The organism is Pseudoalteromonas sp. MEBiC 03607, from assembly GCF_004792295.1.
In the GTDB taxonomy this organism is placed as follows: domain Bacteria; phylum Pseudomonadota; class Gammaproteobacteria; order Enterobacterales; family Alteromonadaceae; genus Pseudoalteromonas; species Pseudoalteromonas lipolytica_C.
In genome coordinates this window covers 2,236,502-2,252,472 of record NZ_SRRY01000001.1, presented here as the reverse complement: position 1 = coordinate 2,252,472, position 15,971 = coordinate 2,236,502, and the positions used below count along the sequence as shown (strand labels likewise).

Sequence of the window (15,971 nt, the reverse complement as noted above, 5' to 3'; positions counted from 1 at the left end):
TAGTTTCATTTATGAGAAAAAGCGCCATAACCATTTAATAAGCTGCTATTTGTTCATCCAGTGAAAAAATCCGCTCAACAAGCTTCCACTTAGCAGATTTACTGGATGACGTATCAACCTTTTGAAACTTTTCCATAAATGCTTCCCATTCTTGAACTTTACTATTTTGAGCATCGAATCTGGCTTTGTGTTCAAAACTAAAGTCATCGCAGGTATCAAGTATCATAATTAATTGTGTGCCTAGCCGATGAATCGCCATGTTCGTTATACCCACTTCTTTGATTGCCGCTACAACTTCAGGCCATACATTTCCCGGGGCATGATATTTCTCATATTCGGCTATTAAATCATCGTTGTTTTCTAGCTCTAATGTTAAGCAATATTGCATTTCATTTCTCCACTGATGTTTTATGTATATAGATAACGCGATAAGCAAAAACAGCTATCACCATAAAACTAATTAAAGGTAGTAAAAAAGAGGTTTGTACTGCACTTAGTGACTTAATCAGTGGCCCTGCATCAATCATCTGCCCCTGTAGAGGTGGCATTAGCGCTCCTCCGACAATCGCCATAACCAACCCTGAGGATGCGATACTTGCATCGGCTTTTAAACCGCCTAAACTGATACCATAAATTGTTGGGAACATTAAAGACATACACCCCGAAACAGCAATAAGACAATACAATCCGAGCATGCCCCCGGTAAAAATGACAGCAAACGTCAAGCTCGCTGCAGCAATTGCAAAGATCATCAGCAGTAATGCGGCGTTAACCCAATTAAGTAAAAACGTACAAATAAAGCGACTGGCCAGAAAAACACACATAGCAACAATGTTGTAATTCTGCGCTTCAGAAGCGGTTGAGCCTACTTCAGTCATCCCGTAATGGATAATAAAAGTCCAGCACATAATTTGTGCACCAACATAAAAAACTTGAGCAATCACACCTTCAACATAGCGCTTATTTTTAATAAGTTTTACAAAAACCTCCTTCGCGCTATTGTCACTTTGATTTACTTTAACAGCCTGTGTATTAGGCAAGCGATAAAATAAATAGATAAAAAATAAGACAATAACAATCATCGCAATTACCACATAAGGGTCGCGTATTGTCGCCAAATCAGCTGCCTGCATCGCCATATGATTAAATGGTTCTTCTTTTGAAAAGGTATAAAGTGCTTCGGTAAGCTTTTCATCAACAACTGCGGGGAGCCAATGTGCATATTCTGGATGTTGTAATTTTTCTTCAGCTCTAAACTGTTCTATTTCAAGCTTATTTAGAATCATAGTTGAAGCAACAAACATACCCATCAACGAACCAACAGGGTTGAATGCTTGCGCTAAATTTAACCGCTTTGTGGCTGTCCGCTCATCTCCCATCGATAAAATATAAGGATTTGCAGTTGTCTCTAAGAGTGCCAATCCACAGGTTAAAATACATAAAGAAGCCAAAAAATAATTAAATTCCATGTAATAACTGGCAGGAATAAATAGTAATGCACCCAGTGCATATAGCCCAAGTCCAAGTAGTATCCCAGATTTATAAGAATAGCGCCGAATATACAATGCGGCAGGAATAGCCATCACTCCATACCCTAAGTAAAAAGCAAATTGCACAAGAGAACTCTGTGCATTTGAAATTAGAAAAATATCTTTGAACGCTTTTACCAGCGGGTTGGTAATGTCATTTGCAAAGCCCCAAAGAGGAAAAAGTGCTGCAACCAGAATAAAAGGTATCAGCATATCCGTTGCGATTAATGGTGCAGTTTCCCCTCCCTCTTTTGTACCTAATTTATATGTGTTCATTGTTAATTACGCTCTTAGTTAGATGCTGTTAATACGAACTGCTTAGTACAGTTCATGTTTAAAAGATTGCACGATAAATTCATATATACAATTAAATTTCATATAAGAAAATATTATTTTATATATATCTATTAAAAACAATTGGTTATTTACTATTTTTTTAAAGGTTCCTGGCTGTAGCAACAAATGACAGTGGCTAGAGACAAAAGAAAGATGTTGACTTGTTAAATCATTACAAATATTTTAAATATGAAAAAATAATTCATACTTAAAATAAATTGCTAATGTACCAACAAACTTTAATTGTGAGGATTGAATGTCTGGAAATAAATTTGTGTTACTGCATGAACAAGACAACGTCATTGTTTGTTGTCAGGCTGCATACCTTGGTGAAGCGATCACTATTGCAAATGATGAGCTAACGCTAAATACAGATGTCACTGTTGGTCATAAAGTTGCCTGCCGTGCAATTCAAAAAGGCGAACAAATTTTAAAATACGGTGTGCCTATCGGATCTGCCACTGACGATATTGAAAAAGGACAGCATGTGCACCTTCACAATATGAAGAGTGACTATATAGCAAGCCACACTAGGCACTCAGTTAGTGGAGATTAATATGCAGGGCTATTTAAGAAGTAATGGTAAAAAAGGTATTCGTAACACTGTGGTTGTTGCCTACTTAGTTGAATGTGCACACCATGTGGCAAGAACAATCGTTAATAAGGCAAATAACCAAGACATCCAACTTATTGGCTTTCCTGGCTGCTATCCAAACAATTATGCACTTTCTATGATGACTAAACTGTGTACCCACCCTAATGTTGGCGGTGTGTTACTCGTTTCTTTGGGATGTGAAGGGTTCAACCGCGAACACTTAAGTGAAGCTATCAGTCAGTCTGGTCGCCCCGTTAGTACGCTTGTTATTCAAAATAACGGCGGAACAAAAAACACCATTGATAAAGGGGTTCAAGAAGCTGCGGCTATGCTAGAACAAATTTCTTCATGCCCTGTTGTTGATATGACGGTTGATGAATTAGTTATTGGCACAATTTGTGGTGGTTCAGATGGCACCAGTGGTATCAGCGCAAACCCTGCAGTTGGTAAGTGTTTCGACCGTTTAATTACGCAAAATGCAACCTGCATTTTTGAAGAAACCGGCGAACTTGTGGGCTGCGAGCAAATAATGGCGCAAAGGGCCGAATCGAAAGACCTTGCAGACAAGCTTGTATCTTGTGTAATTAAGGCTGAGAAATATTACACGAAAATGGGCTATGGCAGCTTTGCTCCGGGTAATGCAGAGGGTGGCTTAACAACACAAGAAGAAAAATCAATGGGAGCTTATGCTAAGTCAGGTGGCTCGTTAATTAATGGCATTATTAAACCGGGTGAAGAGCCTCACAAAAAAGGCTTATTCTTGATGGATGTAGTCCCTGATGGAGACCCTAAATTTGGATTTCCAAACATTTCTGATAATCAAGAAATCATCGAAATGATTGCATCAGGTGCCCACATCACATTATTTACAACCGGTCGTGGCTCCGTTGTTGGTTCAGCTATTTCGCCAGTAATTAAAATCTGCGCAAACCCTGAAACATACAAAAACTTAAGTGATGACATGGATATAAATGCTGGAAGTATTATCGAAGGTCAGAAAACGGTAGAGCAAGTGGGAGATGAAATCTTTGATCTTATTGTCCGCATTGCAAGTGGTGAACAAAGTAAATCTGAACAAATGGGACATCAGGAATTTTTGTTAACTTATAAAACATTCGACAGCATAGGACCTGCTTGCTTGAATTAATGTGAGCAGAGGACATCATCATGAATAATTACTTTAATCATAAATACCCTGATATATCGGACCTCAAGAAAAAAGCCAAACAACGCATACCACGCTTTGCATTTGACTACCTTGAAGGTGGTTGTATGGAAGAGCGAAGTGTTCAGCGAAATCGAGACGAGATCAATGCTGTACAATTGCGTAGTACATTATTAAAGCCTTTTTCTGGCAGCGATCAATCAGTTGAACTATTTGGCCACACCTACTCTGCTCCTTTTGGAATTGCACCCGTTGGTTTGCAAGGCCTAATGTGGCCAAAAGCGCCTGAGATACTGGCTAAAGCTGCCGCTGAAAAAAACATCCCTTATGTATTAAGTACTGTTTCGTCATCTAGCCTTGAGCGTATTGCAGAAGTGTCTGAGGGTCATGCTTGGTTCCAATTATACAACCCAACAGATGAGAGCATTCGTAAAGATCTATTAAGTCGCATAAAAGCAGCACACTACCCTGTATTGGTTGTCACAGTTGATGTGCCAACATTTGGCTATCGCCCAAGAGATATCCGCAATGGTTTGGCGATGCCACCTAAAATGACACTCTCAAACATCATGCAAATGCTAAGTAGACCCCGTTGGTTTTACGAAACAGCGCTTGCCGGCAAGCCTGAAATGCAAACCCTAAAACCCTATATGCCTAAAGACATGCCAACCGATGAACTTGCAGCATTTATGAATAAAACAGTTATGGGCCGTGTAGATATTGAGGGACTAAAGCCTATACGAGATATGTGGCAAGGGCCATTAGTAATAAAAGGATTAATTAGTGAACAAGATGTGAAATCGGCTATAGAACTTGGCGCTGATGCTGTCGTAATTTCTAATCATGGTGGTCGACAACTTGATGCAGGTGAATCACCAGTAAAACCACTACAAACTATCGCATCTAAGTATTCAAAAGACATAAAGATATTTATGGATAGCGGTTTACGAAGCGGCACTAATATTGTGAGTGCCCTAGCAAGTGGAGCAGATTTTACTTTTCTGGGTAGACCTTTTGTATATGGCGTTGGCGCATTAGGTGATAAAGGAGGCATTCATACCATTAATGCATTGATGATGCAGGTAACGCAGATAATGAACCAATTAGGCTGTGAAAAAGTAACGGACTTACCAAGCTTCCTAGTTAAATAGCTGAACAATATGGTAGGAGTATTATGAAAAACGTTTTCAACACTCGTCAACTTGGTAACACAAACCTAAATATATCAACGTTAGGTTTTGGGGCTGCGTCTATGGGTAATTTATATCAACCAGTCAGTGATGAAGAAGCTAAAAAAACTTTATCATCGGCTATTGATATAGGTATCAACTATTTTGATACAGCTCCGCGTTATGGTGCAGGACTAAGTGAACGTCGAGTGGGAGATGCACTAAGGGAACTTCCAAAACAGGATTATATATTATCCACAAAAGTTGGAAGACTCATTAAACCAGACGCGAAAGCGGATGTAACGCAGCTTCGCCATGGTTTTGCTACTCCGATGCCTTTTGATGCTCAATATGACTACAGCTACGATGGCATTATGCGCTCATTTGAGGATAGTCAGCAACGTTTAGGGCTCGCTGAAATTGATATTCTTCTGGTTCATGATCTTGGCAGAGATACTCATGGAGATAGAGATTCATTTTATTTTATGCAGTTCGAGCAAGGTGGTTATAGAGCACTTGATGAACTTAAAGATAGCGGACAAATCAAAGCGATTGGTTTAGGTGTAAACGAAGTAGAAATTTGTAAGCGTGCCATGAATATTGGCCAGTTTGATTGTTTTTTATTAGCCGGCCGATACTCATTACTTGAACAAGAACCAGTCAACGAGTTTCTTCCTCAATGCATTGCAAATGGTACGTCGATAATTCTAGGCGGTCCTTACAACTCGGGCATATTAGCAACTGGCGTTCGCACTAACAAAACGCCCTTTTATAACTACAACCCTGCCCCTAAAGAAGTAATTTTAAAAGTAGATAAAATTGAGCAAATTTGTCTAGACCATAATGTCACTCTCGCTGCTGCTGCACTGCAATTTCCGCTTGCACACCCGGCAGTTGCATCGGTTATTCCAGGCCTTGGCAATGCAAAGCGAGTTGCAAAAACTGTACAGCTATTTAATGAAGTGATCCCTTGTGCATTTTGGCAAGATTTAAAATCTGAACAGTTACTTGCTGAAAATGCCCCAGTACCGATGTAATGAGCGTAATTATGAAATCAACATCTAGCTCAATAATAGAAAAAGTAGATAGCCATCAACACTTTTGGCAATTAAGCCGAGGAGACTATAACTGGCTAACTTCTGACTTTACTTGTCTCTATAAAGATCATTTGCCTGAATTACTAGCTTCAGCATTAGAATTATATGGCATAACGAGCACAATTGTAGTTCAAGCTGCAGATTCAATAGATGAGACATACTTCTTGCTCGAACTAGCTAATAAAACTGATTTCATAGCAGGAGTCGTCGGTTGGGTTGATTTTCAAGCCAACGATGTCATTTCTCATTTAGCGTCATTAAGTAAAAATCCCTATTTCAAAGGTATTCGTCCAATGTTGCAAGATATTGACGACCCTGACTGGATACTCAATGAAGATTTTGCTGCTATTTTTGATTTTTTAGCAACCAACAGCCTTACATTTGATGCACTCATACTTGATATACATCTTGAGCAGATAAAATTAATTGCAAAGCGCTATCCACAATTAAATATTGTAGTTAACCACCTTGCTAAACCTGACTTAACAAAACCTATGTCAAAGAAATGGCAACGCCAGTTAACCTGCTTGGCAGAGTTAGAAAATGTTTCTATTAAGTTTTCAGGACTAATGACACAAGCTGCAACAGATTGTGTTGATGTTGCTATTTATCGTCAATATTTTCAGCTCATTTATCAATTGTTTGGTCCGAAAAGAATTCTTTGGGGAAGTGATTGGCCTGTTGTCAACATGAATGGCAGTTATGATTTGTGGCATGACATTAGTCAGGCATTGATCAATGAATTGCCCAAAGCAGAACGGCAGTTGATATGGTCAGAAAATGCGCGAAATTTTTATAAGTTACTCTAATCACACCTTTTAAGGACACATTATGAATCAGCAAAGCTCAAAAAAAATTGCCTTAGTAACAGGAGGTGGTAGCGGAATAGGTCGAAGTATCTGTTTACGTTTAGCGAAACGGAATATGCATATTCTTGTTGTTGATTTAAATATCGATGCTGCAAACACAGTGATGCAAGAAATAAATGAAAACGGTGGATCTGCACAAGCATTTGCAGTGGATGTAGCTAACCATCAACAAGTAGCTGAGTTGTTTGCAACTATAAAAAAACACTATGCCATTGATATTCTGATAAACAATGCAGGTATAGCCCACATTGGCAATATCGAAAATACCACAGAGTCAGACTTAGACAGACTCTATAACATCAATGTTAAAGGTGTTTATAACTGTATGCATGCAGCCATTGCAAGCATGAAAGAAAAACAAAGCGGCGTCATCATTAATCTAGCATCTGTTGCTTCATCCGTAGGAATTGCCGATAGGTTTGCCTATTCAATGACTAAAGGTGCCGTTTTAACCATGACCTACTCTGTAGCAAAAGATTATTTATCATACGGTATTCGTTGTAACTGTATTGCCCCTGGTCGTGTTCATACCCCTTTTGTTGATAACTTTTTAGCACAAAGCTACCCAGATAATCAGGCTGAGATGTTTGAAAAGCTCTCAAAAAGCCAACCTATTGGTCGCATGGGTAAACCTGAAGAAATCGCAGGACTTGTTGATTACTTATGCTCAGACGACGCTGCATTTATAACAGGCAGTAATTTCCCGATTGATGGCGGTTTCGTCACACTTAATAATTAACTGAAGTAAAGAGAATCATTATGAAACTACTCAGATATGGCCCTGAAGGCCAAGAAAAACCCGGTATTATAGATGGTGACGGTAAAATTCGTTGCTTAAGTGGCATTATTAATGATGTTAATGGAGCCGCTCTTTCAGTTGAGAGCCTAGAAAAAATAAAACGCTTAGACCTTACATCACTGCCTATTGTAGATGAGTCAGTAAGAATCGGCGCTTGCGTTGCTAACGTTGGTAAGTTCATTTGCATTGGTTTGAACTACGCAGATCATGCTGCAGAATCTGGCATGGCAATCCCAAAGGAGCCTGAAGTATTCAGTAAAGCCACCAGCGCCATCAGTGGACCTAACGATAATATTATCAAACCTAAAAACAGCGAAAAATTAGACTGGGAAGTTGAACTTGCCATCGTCATTGGTAAGCACGCCTCTTATGTCAATGTTGAAAATGCCAATGACTACATAGCTGGTTATTGTGTTTGTAATGATGTATCTGAGCGTAACTTTCAACTAGAGCGTGGCTGCCAATGGGATAAGGGTAAAGGCTGTGACACATTTGGTCCACTTGGTCCTTGGCTAGTAACCAAAGATGAGATTGCTGATCCACTTAATTTAGATATGTGGTTAAAAGTAAACGATACCCAATTCCAAAATGGTAATACTAAAACCATGGTATTTGATCCTGCGTTTATTGTTAGCTATCTCAGCCAATTTATGAGCCTACAACCAGGCGATGTTATCTCTACAGGCACTCCACCGGGAGTTGGTTTAGGGCAAACTCCGCCAATTTATTTGAACGATGGTGATGTTGTAACCCTAGGCATCGAAGGCTTAGGTGTACAACAGCAACGGGTCGTTGATTATAAGAAATTACACTAAGTAATAAATCCCAAATTACATTTGATCAGGACCAAAATCCGATAGAGCGACAGCCTATCGGATTTTTATTTAATACCAATCCGAAATATTACTTAATTATTTTCAGAGATAAAAAATCTAACTGGCTAGTTTCAAACCAATAATGCCAAGCGCAATCAACAGTAAGCTGGCTATTTTTAATAGACTCACGCCTTCTGCTAGTAGCGTCATACCTAGTATTGCAGACCCAATTACACCAATACCTACCCAAACCGCATAAGCCAAACTAAGTGGTAATGATTTAAGCGCTACGCTTAAGCAATAAAAGCTCGCAGCCATGGTTAAGACTGTAAAGAATGAAATGAGTGGTTTTGTAAAACCGTTTGATTGTTTTAGGCCATAAGCCCAAGCGACTTCAAGTAAGCCAGCGGTAATAAGTAGGATCCAATTCATGGTCGACCTCTTTATGGGGTCGTCCCCGAATTTAATTTCAACTTTAAGGTCGTCCTCAAAGCGGTGTAGTACATCACCACACCCGGCAAATTTAGCACGCCCAAATTAGCAAGGCAACTATAGCCATAAAAAAGCGAGCAACCTGCTCGCTTTTTTATACTTAGCCTTTTTCGTCACCTATAAACTCACATTTAGCGACCAATAATCAGTGCACCGCCTTGAGCTAATAAGTTTAAGGTTAACTTGCCACTGTTACTTACTGTGACTTGTTTGGTACCAGCACTGCCATCTTTATGGTCAAACAACAGGGTGACTTTTTTGCCCGCTAACATAGGTAAATCAATATCGAATGTTTTAGCTTTATTTTCACCATTCACGGCTGCAACCCACCATGTTTGCTGGTGACGCCTTGCAATCGTTGCATCTTGACCCGGCTGACCTGCAATATAACGTGTTTCATCCCATACCGTTGGCATCGCCTTTAAAGTATCAATAACAAATTTAGGTTGCTCTACAAGGTTATTTGGCGTCAGGCCAAAATGTTGTACTGGTGATTGATAAAGCACACCTGTTGCCAGTTCAAATGCATCTGTGGTTTTACGAATAGTGCCGACGGTTTGCTCTTGAGATAAGCGTTTGTTTAAAAACACTGGGGCAAAATCCATAGCGCCAATAGCATTACGGGTAAAAGGTAAAATAGTCGCGTTATAGGCATGTAAATCTAACGAATTTTGATGAAAAACAAGGTTCTCCGATGCTAAAACCGCTTCAGATGTGACGAAGTTAGGATACATTCTTTCCCAACCACGCGGGATGGTGCTGCCATGAAAGGTTATCACTAAACCATACTGATTTGCATCAGTGAGAATATCTTCATAGAGTTTAATGGTCTCTTGTTTGTCTCCACCAAAAAAGTCAACTTTAAGGCCTTTAACACCAATGCTTTGCAACCACGCCATTTCATTTCGACGTGCAGGTGCGGTATTCATTCTATTTTGTGGGGTTTGAGTTGCGTCATTCCACCAGCCATTTGAGTTGTACCACAAAATAACATCAACGCCCTTACCATTGGCGTACTTAACCAATTCGGCCATTCTATCTCGGCCAATGTTTTTGTCCCACCAATTATCGATTAATACATATTCAAAATTTAATGACGCAGCTAAATCGATAAATTTGATTTGGTCATCGTAGTTGATACTTGGGTCTTGCCAAACAATCCAGCTCCATGTTGAACGACCCATTTTATAATCTTGGCTTGCTTGATAAAGCGGTTTAACCAAATCAAACGCCACGGTTGATTCAACAATTGGCTTTAAACTAGTTCCCAACGTAATAGTACGCCAAGGTGTGGTTGCTGGCATTGCCATAGCGGCATAAGTCGAACCTATGCCATTGTTTTCGCCAGCCTGAGGAAATGAAATACGATAAATACCGTCTTTTGTGCCTTCACTTAATTTTGAGCCAACATAATGGCTATCAACACCGGTTTCAGAAATTAATAACCAGCCTTTATCGCTATTTTTAAATAATGCAGGAAAGGTATAGCCCACGCCGTTCGCTGACGGTGTACCAAGGGCTTCGTTAAAGGTGTAAGGCTCTTCGTAACTTGGTTTTGTTTGCTTCCAGCCCGTTTCGGGTAAGGCTTGTGGGCTTATAAATGTGGTTGCAGAATCTGGTAAATTAAAAGCGCTATATTCAGCTAACACCTTGATACGGGTATCTGTTTCAGTCCCTGAGATTTGATAGCGAAACGCAACATCGCTATCAGACACATTAAACTCGACGCCAAGCATTCTGCCGTCTTGGTTTTCAAATTGTTTTCAAATTGTGCTTTGAGTGTATTCGCTGTGTAATTTACGTCACTAACCTTCGCATTATGCAGCTTATAGCTTTCATTGACTGAAGCGGTTATATGGCTTTTATATTTGAGCCTTTGTGAAAAATCACCCAGGTTGGTATTTAAACCAAGCTCTGATTGCTGCAAAAACACCTGCTTGCCATAATTTACGCTATAAACAAGCTGGTTTTCTTGTTTTTCGAGTTTTACAGTTATTTGTCCATTTGGGCTTGTAACGCTAAGCGGTAATTGTGCGTGAGCAAGCATAGAGCTTGTGAGAAGTGATATATAGATACTTGGTTTTATCATTGTTGTTATCCTTAAGCTGCAAAAGCATTAAGTGATATCATAATACAAATGTAAACTTTTTGTCACTCAAGTCTATAAATATAAGCTGTAATCGAAAAATGTACTCCATCCGTTAGGTATTGTTACAGTTCCTAGGTTGTATATTTACGGCAAAAGGCTAAGCTTTAGATAAATAACAAAAACTTAAACAATTTATGAAACTACTGACCGTGCTTTTTTTATTCGCCTCATATCAAGCTCTTGCGGGTCTTACGCCTGTTAGCTTTGAAAAAAATGGCGAAATCATCACTGAAGAAGCGGTGCGTTTCAGCGGTGGGTACGGTTATAACCTAGATGCCAAACACGTTCTAAAGCTCGTTACCCTCGATTGGCCCCCTTATATAGACGAAAACTTATGTAATAAAGGTTGGCTTTTCCAATTTACGGTCAGTGCTCTTCTTGAAAAAGGCTACGGCGTTCATATTAGTTTTTACCCTTGGGCTCGTGCAGTTAGAGAAGCTGAATTAGGCCGAGCCGATATTCTCTTTCCTGAGTACTTCATTGAAAGTAATGTGATTTCTGATAACTTTTTAGATAAAACCCGTAACGATTTACTCGCTTTAAGTCATGCAATCCCGGGAGGAGATCTATCTTTCGTGGCGTTAAAAGGAAACCAAATCCCTTTCAATGGAGACTTAAACTCAGTAAAAGACCTGCCTATTGGAGTCGTACGCTCATATAAAAACACCAAAGAATTAGATGCCATGATCGATAACAAAGAAATCGATACAATCGTGGCAAATAATGAGTACCAATTAATTCACCTGTTACTTAGCAACCGAGTAAGCCTGATTGTGGCAGATCTTGAAGTGTTAAAAGCCAGTGTTCATAAATCTGAGTTATCAATTAAGGGTAAGCGACAAATATTAGAATCACTGGTCGCACTAGAACCAAAACTTGAATACAAAGCACTTTATTACTCTGTCAGTAAATCAACACCGCATTGGCAAAAAGTTTTACAAGATTTGAATGATGAAATAGAAATGATGCAACAAAGCGGCAAGTTTGATGAGTTTATTGAAGGCATGAAACAACAGTGCTACGGATTAGAAAAAGCGACGTAACCGCCGCTTTATTTTGAGCATATCAGTACGCTATAGAGTACTACTCAGGCACTCTAACCCAGCCTTCCATTAACACGCGCGCACTTCGGCTCATACTTGCTTTTGTGACTTGCCATTTGTCATCAACAAGCGTTGCAGCGGCACCCACTTTTAAAGTACCAGAAGGATGACCAAAGTTTACCTCCTGACGCTCGCCACCGCCTGCAGCAAGGTTAACCAAGGTGCCAGGAATAGCAGCTGCAGTACCAATAGCAACCGCAGCTGTGCCCATCATCGCATGGTGTAATTTACCCATCGACATAGCACGTACCACTAAATCAATATCAGTATCACTAACAACTTTACCGCTTGACGCATGATAAGTTTTAGCTGGTGCAACCCAAGCTACTTTTGGCGTATGTTGACGTGCTTTTGCTTCATCAATATGAGAAATTAGCCCCATTTTCAATGCTCCGTAAGCACGAATCGTTTCTAATTTTTCAAGCGCAGATACATCACCGTTAATGGCTTCTTGCAGCTCTGTACCATCATAGCCAACTTCACTGGCGTTAATGAAAACCGTTGGAATACCCGCATTGATCATGGTCGCAGACAACATACCAATGCCTGGCACGTCTAGTTCATCGACTAAATTACCTGTTGGGAATAAGGCCCCTTCGCCATCTGCAGGGTCCATAAATTCAAGTTTCACTTCAGCGGCAGGGAATGTCACACCATCAAGCTCAAAATCACCAGTTTCTTGTACTTCACCATTTGTAATTGGCACATGCACTATGATGGTTTTACTAATATTGACTTGCCATACTTTAACTTCGACAACGCCGTTATCTGGAATTTTGCTGGCTTCAACAAGGCCGTTCGACACAGCAAAGGCCCCGACTGCTGAAGTTAAATTGCCGCAATTACCACTCCAATCAACAAACGCTTTATCGATAGCCACTTGACCAAACAGATAATCAACATCGTGATCAGCTTTAGCGCTTTTCGATAAAATCACCGTTTTACTGGTGCTTGACGTTGCGCCGCCCATGCCATCAGTTTGTTTTTGATAAGGATCAGGGCTACCAATTACACGCAATAACAGGTTATCGCGCGCCTCACCTGCCACTTGGGCAGGCTCAGGTAAGTCAGTTAAGTTAAAGAACACCCCTTTACTGGTGCCGCCACGCATATAGGTCGCTGGCACCTTAATTTGTGGTTTAAACGCCATTACTTAGTGCTCCTCAGATTCTAAGAAATCTTGCGCGAAACGTTGCAGCACACCACCCGCTGAATAAATTGACACTTCTTCAGCGGTATCTAAACGACACGTCATTGGTACTTCAACGGTTTCACCATTGGCACGGGTGATCACTAAAGTCAGGGTTGCACCTGGTGTTGGCTCACCTTTCACGCTAAAGGTTTCACTGCCATCAATACCTAATGTAGTTCGCGTAGTACCGGCTTTAAATTCTAGCGGTAGTACGCCCATACCAATTAAGTTAGTGCGGTGAATACGCTCAAAGCCTTCCGCTGCAATCACTTCAACACCTGCAAGGCGTACACCTTTTGCAGCCCAGTCACGTGATGAGCCTTGACCATAATCGGCACCTGCCACAATGATAAGCGGTTGTTTACGCTGCATGTAGGTTTCGATTGCTTCCCACATACGTGTCACTTTGCCTTCTGGTTCAATACGAGCGTATGAACCTTGCTTCACTTCACCATTTTCTTTAACCATTTCATTCAATAACTTAGGGTTAGCGAATGTTGCACGTTGTGCAGTTAAATGGTCGCCTCGGTGCGTAGCATACGAGTTAAAATCTTCTTCTGGGAGGCCCATTTTAGCTAAGTACTCGCCAGCTGCACTTGACGCTAAAATCGCATTTGAAGGCGATAAGTGGTCAGTGGTGATGTTGTCACCCAGTACAGCTAATGCACGCATATTACTAAGCGAACGTTCACCCGCTAATGCGCCTTCCCAATAAGGAGGACGGCGAATATAAGTACTTTGTGGACGCCATTGGTAAAGCGGATCGTTGTCTTCACCGTAATCAACACTTAAATCAAACATTGGCTCGTAAACCTTTTTAAATTGTTCAGGTTTAACACTTTGTTTGATCACTGCATCAATTTCTTCATCTGATGGCCATAAATCCATTAAGCGAATTTCGTTGCCTTGTTGATCGTACCCTAATACATCTTTTTCGATATCAAAGCGAATAGTACCAGCAATGGCATAAGCAACAACCAGTGGTGGTGAAGCTAAGAATGCTTGTTTAGCATAAGGGTGAATACGGCCATCAAAATTACGGTTACCCGAAAGTACAGCTGTTGCATATAAGTCACGGTCAATCACTTCTTGCTGAATCTTTGGATCAAGCGCACCACTCATGCCATTACAGGTCGTACATGCAAAGCCAACGATACCAAAGCCAAGTTGCTCGAGTTCAGGTAATAAATTTGCTTCTTCTAAGTAAGATTTAACCGCTTTAGAACCCGGTGCCAGTGATGTTTTAACCCATGGCTTACGGGTTAACCCTTTAGCGTTAGCATTGCGCGCAAGTAAACCAGCGGCAATTACATTGCGTGGGTTACTGGTATTAGTACAACTTGTGATTGCTGCAATGATACAGGCGCCATCTGGCATTAAGCCTTCTTGATTTTCAACGATGCCAGTGATACCCGCTTTATCAAGGTCCTTTGTTGCAACACGGCGATGTGGATTCGATGGGCCCGCAATATTGCGCCCAACTGATGACAGATCAAAGGTTAACACACGCTCATATTCTGCCGTTTTAAGGCTATCGCTCCAAAGACCGGTTTCTTTTGCGTAAGTTTCTACTAGTTTAACCTGCTCTTCTTCGCGACCTGTTAAGCGTAGGTAATCAAGTGTGTTGTCATCAATGTAGAACATCGCAGCTGTTGCGCCAAACTCTGGCGTCATATTAGAAATAGTTGCTCTGTCACCCAAGGTAAGTGCATCGGCACCTTCACCATAAAACTCAAGGTAGGTCGACACAACTTTTTCATTGCGTAAAAACTCGGTGATCGCTAATACGATATCAGTTGCAGTAATACCTGGTTGTGGTTTGCCTGTTAGCTCAACCCCAACAATGTCAGGTAAACGCATGTAAGACGCTCGGCCAAGCATCACGCTTTCAGCTTCAAGACCACCCACGCCTACAGCAATAACACCTAATGCATCGACCATAGGTGTATGGCTATCAGTACCAACTAGTGTATCTGGGAATGCCACGCCATCGCGGTTTTGGATCACCGGTGACATTTTCTCTAAATTGATTTGATGCATAATGCCGTTACCCGGCGGGATCACATCAATATTTTTAAATGCTGTTTTCGTCCAATTGATAAAATGAAAACGGTCATCATTACGACGATCTTCAATAGCACGGTTTTTTTCAAAAGCATCCGGTTCAAAACCTGCGTGTTCAACCGCTAATGAATGGTCAACAATTAACTGTGTTGGTACCACAGGGTTTACTTTTGCAGGATCGCCGCCTTTTGCAGCAATAGCATCACGTAGGCCCGCTAAATCAACTAACGCTGTTTGACCTAAGATATCGTGGCACACAACACGAGCAGGAAACCATGGAAAATCTAAATCACGCTTACGGTCAATCAATTGCGACAGCGCATCATTTAGCATTTCAGGTTCACAGCGACGAACTAAGTTCTCGGCAAGTACTCGCGATGTATAAGGAAGTGTGGCATAGCTGCCTGGTTTAATTGCATCAACAGCAGCGCGGGTATCAAAGTAATCTACTCCTGTGCCTGCTAATGGTTTTCTAAAATTTGTATTCATGATGATTCTACTTGTACTTGGTGACGGTGAACAAAGGTGGGCTGATTGTTTTTGTATTTATTTCGCCCCTTTATAAAGGGGCAGCTAAGCTACCCCTATCACTGATTT

Annotated in this window: 15 protein-coding genes; 8 read left to right on the top strand and 7 right to left on the bottom strand. The window is 40.8% G+C overall.

Annotation, left to right across the window (positions count from 1 at the left end):
* Positions 1–34: 34 nt before the first annotated feature.
* A complete protein-coding gene (locus tag E5N72_RS10350) occupies positions 35–388 on the bottom strand; it encodes an L-rhamnose mutarotase (protein WP_135924362.1) in 354 nt (117 codons plus the stop codon).
* A gap of 1 nt (position 389) precedes the next feature.
* The gene (fucP, locus tag E5N72_RS10345; protein WP_135924361.1) at positions 390–1,805 is read right to left on the bottom strand and encodes an L-fucose:H+ symporter permease; all 1,416 of its coding nucleotides are present in this window, start codon (positions 1,803–1,805) and stop codon (positions 390–392) included.
* Positions 1,806–2,121: 316 nt separating this feature from the next.
* On the opposite strand from fucP, the gene E5N72_RS10340 reads away from it, so the two are divergent.
* From E5N72_RS10340 to E5N72_RS10310, 7 genes are read left to right on the top strand one after another with little or no spacing between them, the layout of a single operon-like run.
* Positions 2,122–2,421 carry a UxaA family hydrolase gene (locus tag E5N72_RS10340; protein ID WP_135924360.1) on the top strand — a complete coding sequence of 100 codons (300 nt, stop codon included), beginning with the start codon at positions 2,122–2,124 and terminating at the stop codon, positions 2,419–2,421.
* 1 nt (position 2,422) lies between these two features.
* Positions 2,423–3,607: a UxaA family hydrolase gene (locus E5N72_RS10335; protein ID WP_135924359.1), complete on the top strand. Its 1,185-nt coding sequence runs from the start codon at positions 2,423–2,425 to the stop codon at positions 3,605–3,607.
* A gap of 20 nt (positions 3,608–3,627) precedes the next feature.
* Complete coding sequence (locus tag E5N72_RS10330; protein WP_135924358.1) at positions 3,628–4,776, top strand: alpha-hydroxy acid oxidase; 1,149 nt, start codon at positions 3,628–3,630, stop codon at positions 4,774–4,776.
* Positions 4,777–4,799: 23 nt separating this feature from the next.
* Positions 4,800–5,831 carry an aldo/keto reductase gene (locus E5N72_RS10325; protein ID WP_135924357.1) on the top strand — a complete coding sequence of 344 codons (1,032 nt, stop codon included), beginning with the start codon at positions 4,800–4,802 and terminating at the stop codon, positions 5,829–5,831.
* Positions 5,832–5,842: 11 nt separating this feature from the next.
* Positions 5,843–6,700 carry an amidohydrolase family protein gene (locus tag E5N72_RS10320; protein WP_168246730.1) on the top strand — a complete coding sequence of 286 codons (858 nt, stop codon included), beginning with the start codon at positions 5,843–5,845 and terminating at the stop codon, positions 6,698–6,700.
* Between the two features lie 22 nt (positions 6,701–6,722).
* Positions 6,723–7,499, top strand: coding sequence for an SDR family oxidoreductase (locus tag E5N72_RS10315; protein WP_135924355.1), 777 nt, complete (start codon positions 6,723–6,725; stop codon positions 7,497–7,499).
* 20 nt (positions 7,500–7,519) lie between these two features.
* Positions 7,520–8,374: a fumarylacetoacetate hydrolase family protein gene (locus E5N72_RS10310; RefSeq protein WP_135924354.1), complete on the top strand. Its 855-nt coding sequence runs from the start codon at positions 7,520–7,522 to the stop codon at positions 8,372–8,374.
* A 117-nt stretch (positions 8,375–8,491) separates the two neighbouring features.
* On the opposite strand, the gene E5N72_RS10305 is transcribed toward E5N72_RS10310, so the two are convergent.
* From E5N72_RS10305 to E5N72_RS20805, 3 genes are all read right to left on the bottom strand, one after another.
* The gene (locus E5N72_RS10305) at positions 8,492–8,806 is read right to left on the bottom strand and encodes a multidrug efflux SMR transporter (RefSeq protein ID WP_135924353.1); all 315 of its coding nucleotides are present in this window, start codon (positions 8,804–8,806) and stop codon (positions 8,492–8,494) included.
* A 191-nt stretch (positions 8,807–8,997) separates the two neighbouring features.
* On the bottom strand, positions 8,998–10,602 hold the full coding sequence (locus tag E5N72_RS10300) for a glycoside hydrolase family 97 protein (protein ID WP_276605830.1): 1,605 nt from the start codon (positions 10,600–10,602) through the stop codon (positions 8,998–9,000).
* Positions 10,509–10,913, bottom strand: coding sequence for a glycoside hydrolase family 97 N-terminal domain-containing protein (locus E5N72_RS20805; RefSeq protein ID WP_276605836.1), 405 nt, complete (start codon positions 10,911–10,913; stop codon positions 10,509–10,511). Before E5N72_RS20805 ends, E5N72_RS10300 begins: the two co-directional genes overlap by 94 nt.
* Before the next feature lie 236 nt (positions 10,914–11,149).
* Between E5N72_RS20805 and E5N72_RS10295 the strand changes: the two genes are divergently transcribed.
* Positions 11,150–12,058: a transporter substrate-binding domain-containing protein gene (locus E5N72_RS10295; RefSeq protein ID WP_135924352.1), complete on the top strand. Its 909-nt coding sequence runs from the start codon at positions 11,150–11,152 to the stop codon at positions 12,056–12,058.
* A 40-nt stretch (positions 12,059–12,098) separates the two neighbouring features.
* On the opposite strand, the gene prpF is transcribed toward E5N72_RS10295, so the two are convergent.
* Together prpF and acnD are read right to left on the bottom strand one after the other, a co-directional pair.
* Positions 12,099–13,268 carry a 2-methylaconitate cis-trans isomerase PrpF gene (prpF, locus tag E5N72_RS10290; protein WP_135924351.1) on the bottom strand — a complete coding sequence of 390 codons (1,170 nt, stop codon included), beginning with the start codon at positions 13,266–13,268 and terminating at the stop codon, positions 12,099–12,101.
* A gap of 3 nt (positions 13,269–13,271) precedes the next feature.
* Entirely contained in the window at positions 13,272–15,863 is a 2,592-nt protein-coding gene (acnD, locus tag E5N72_RS10285) for a Fe/S-dependent 2-methylisocitrate dehydratase AcnD (RefSeq protein WP_135924350.1), read from the bottom strand.
* Positions 15,864–15,971 lie beyond the last annotated feature (108 nt).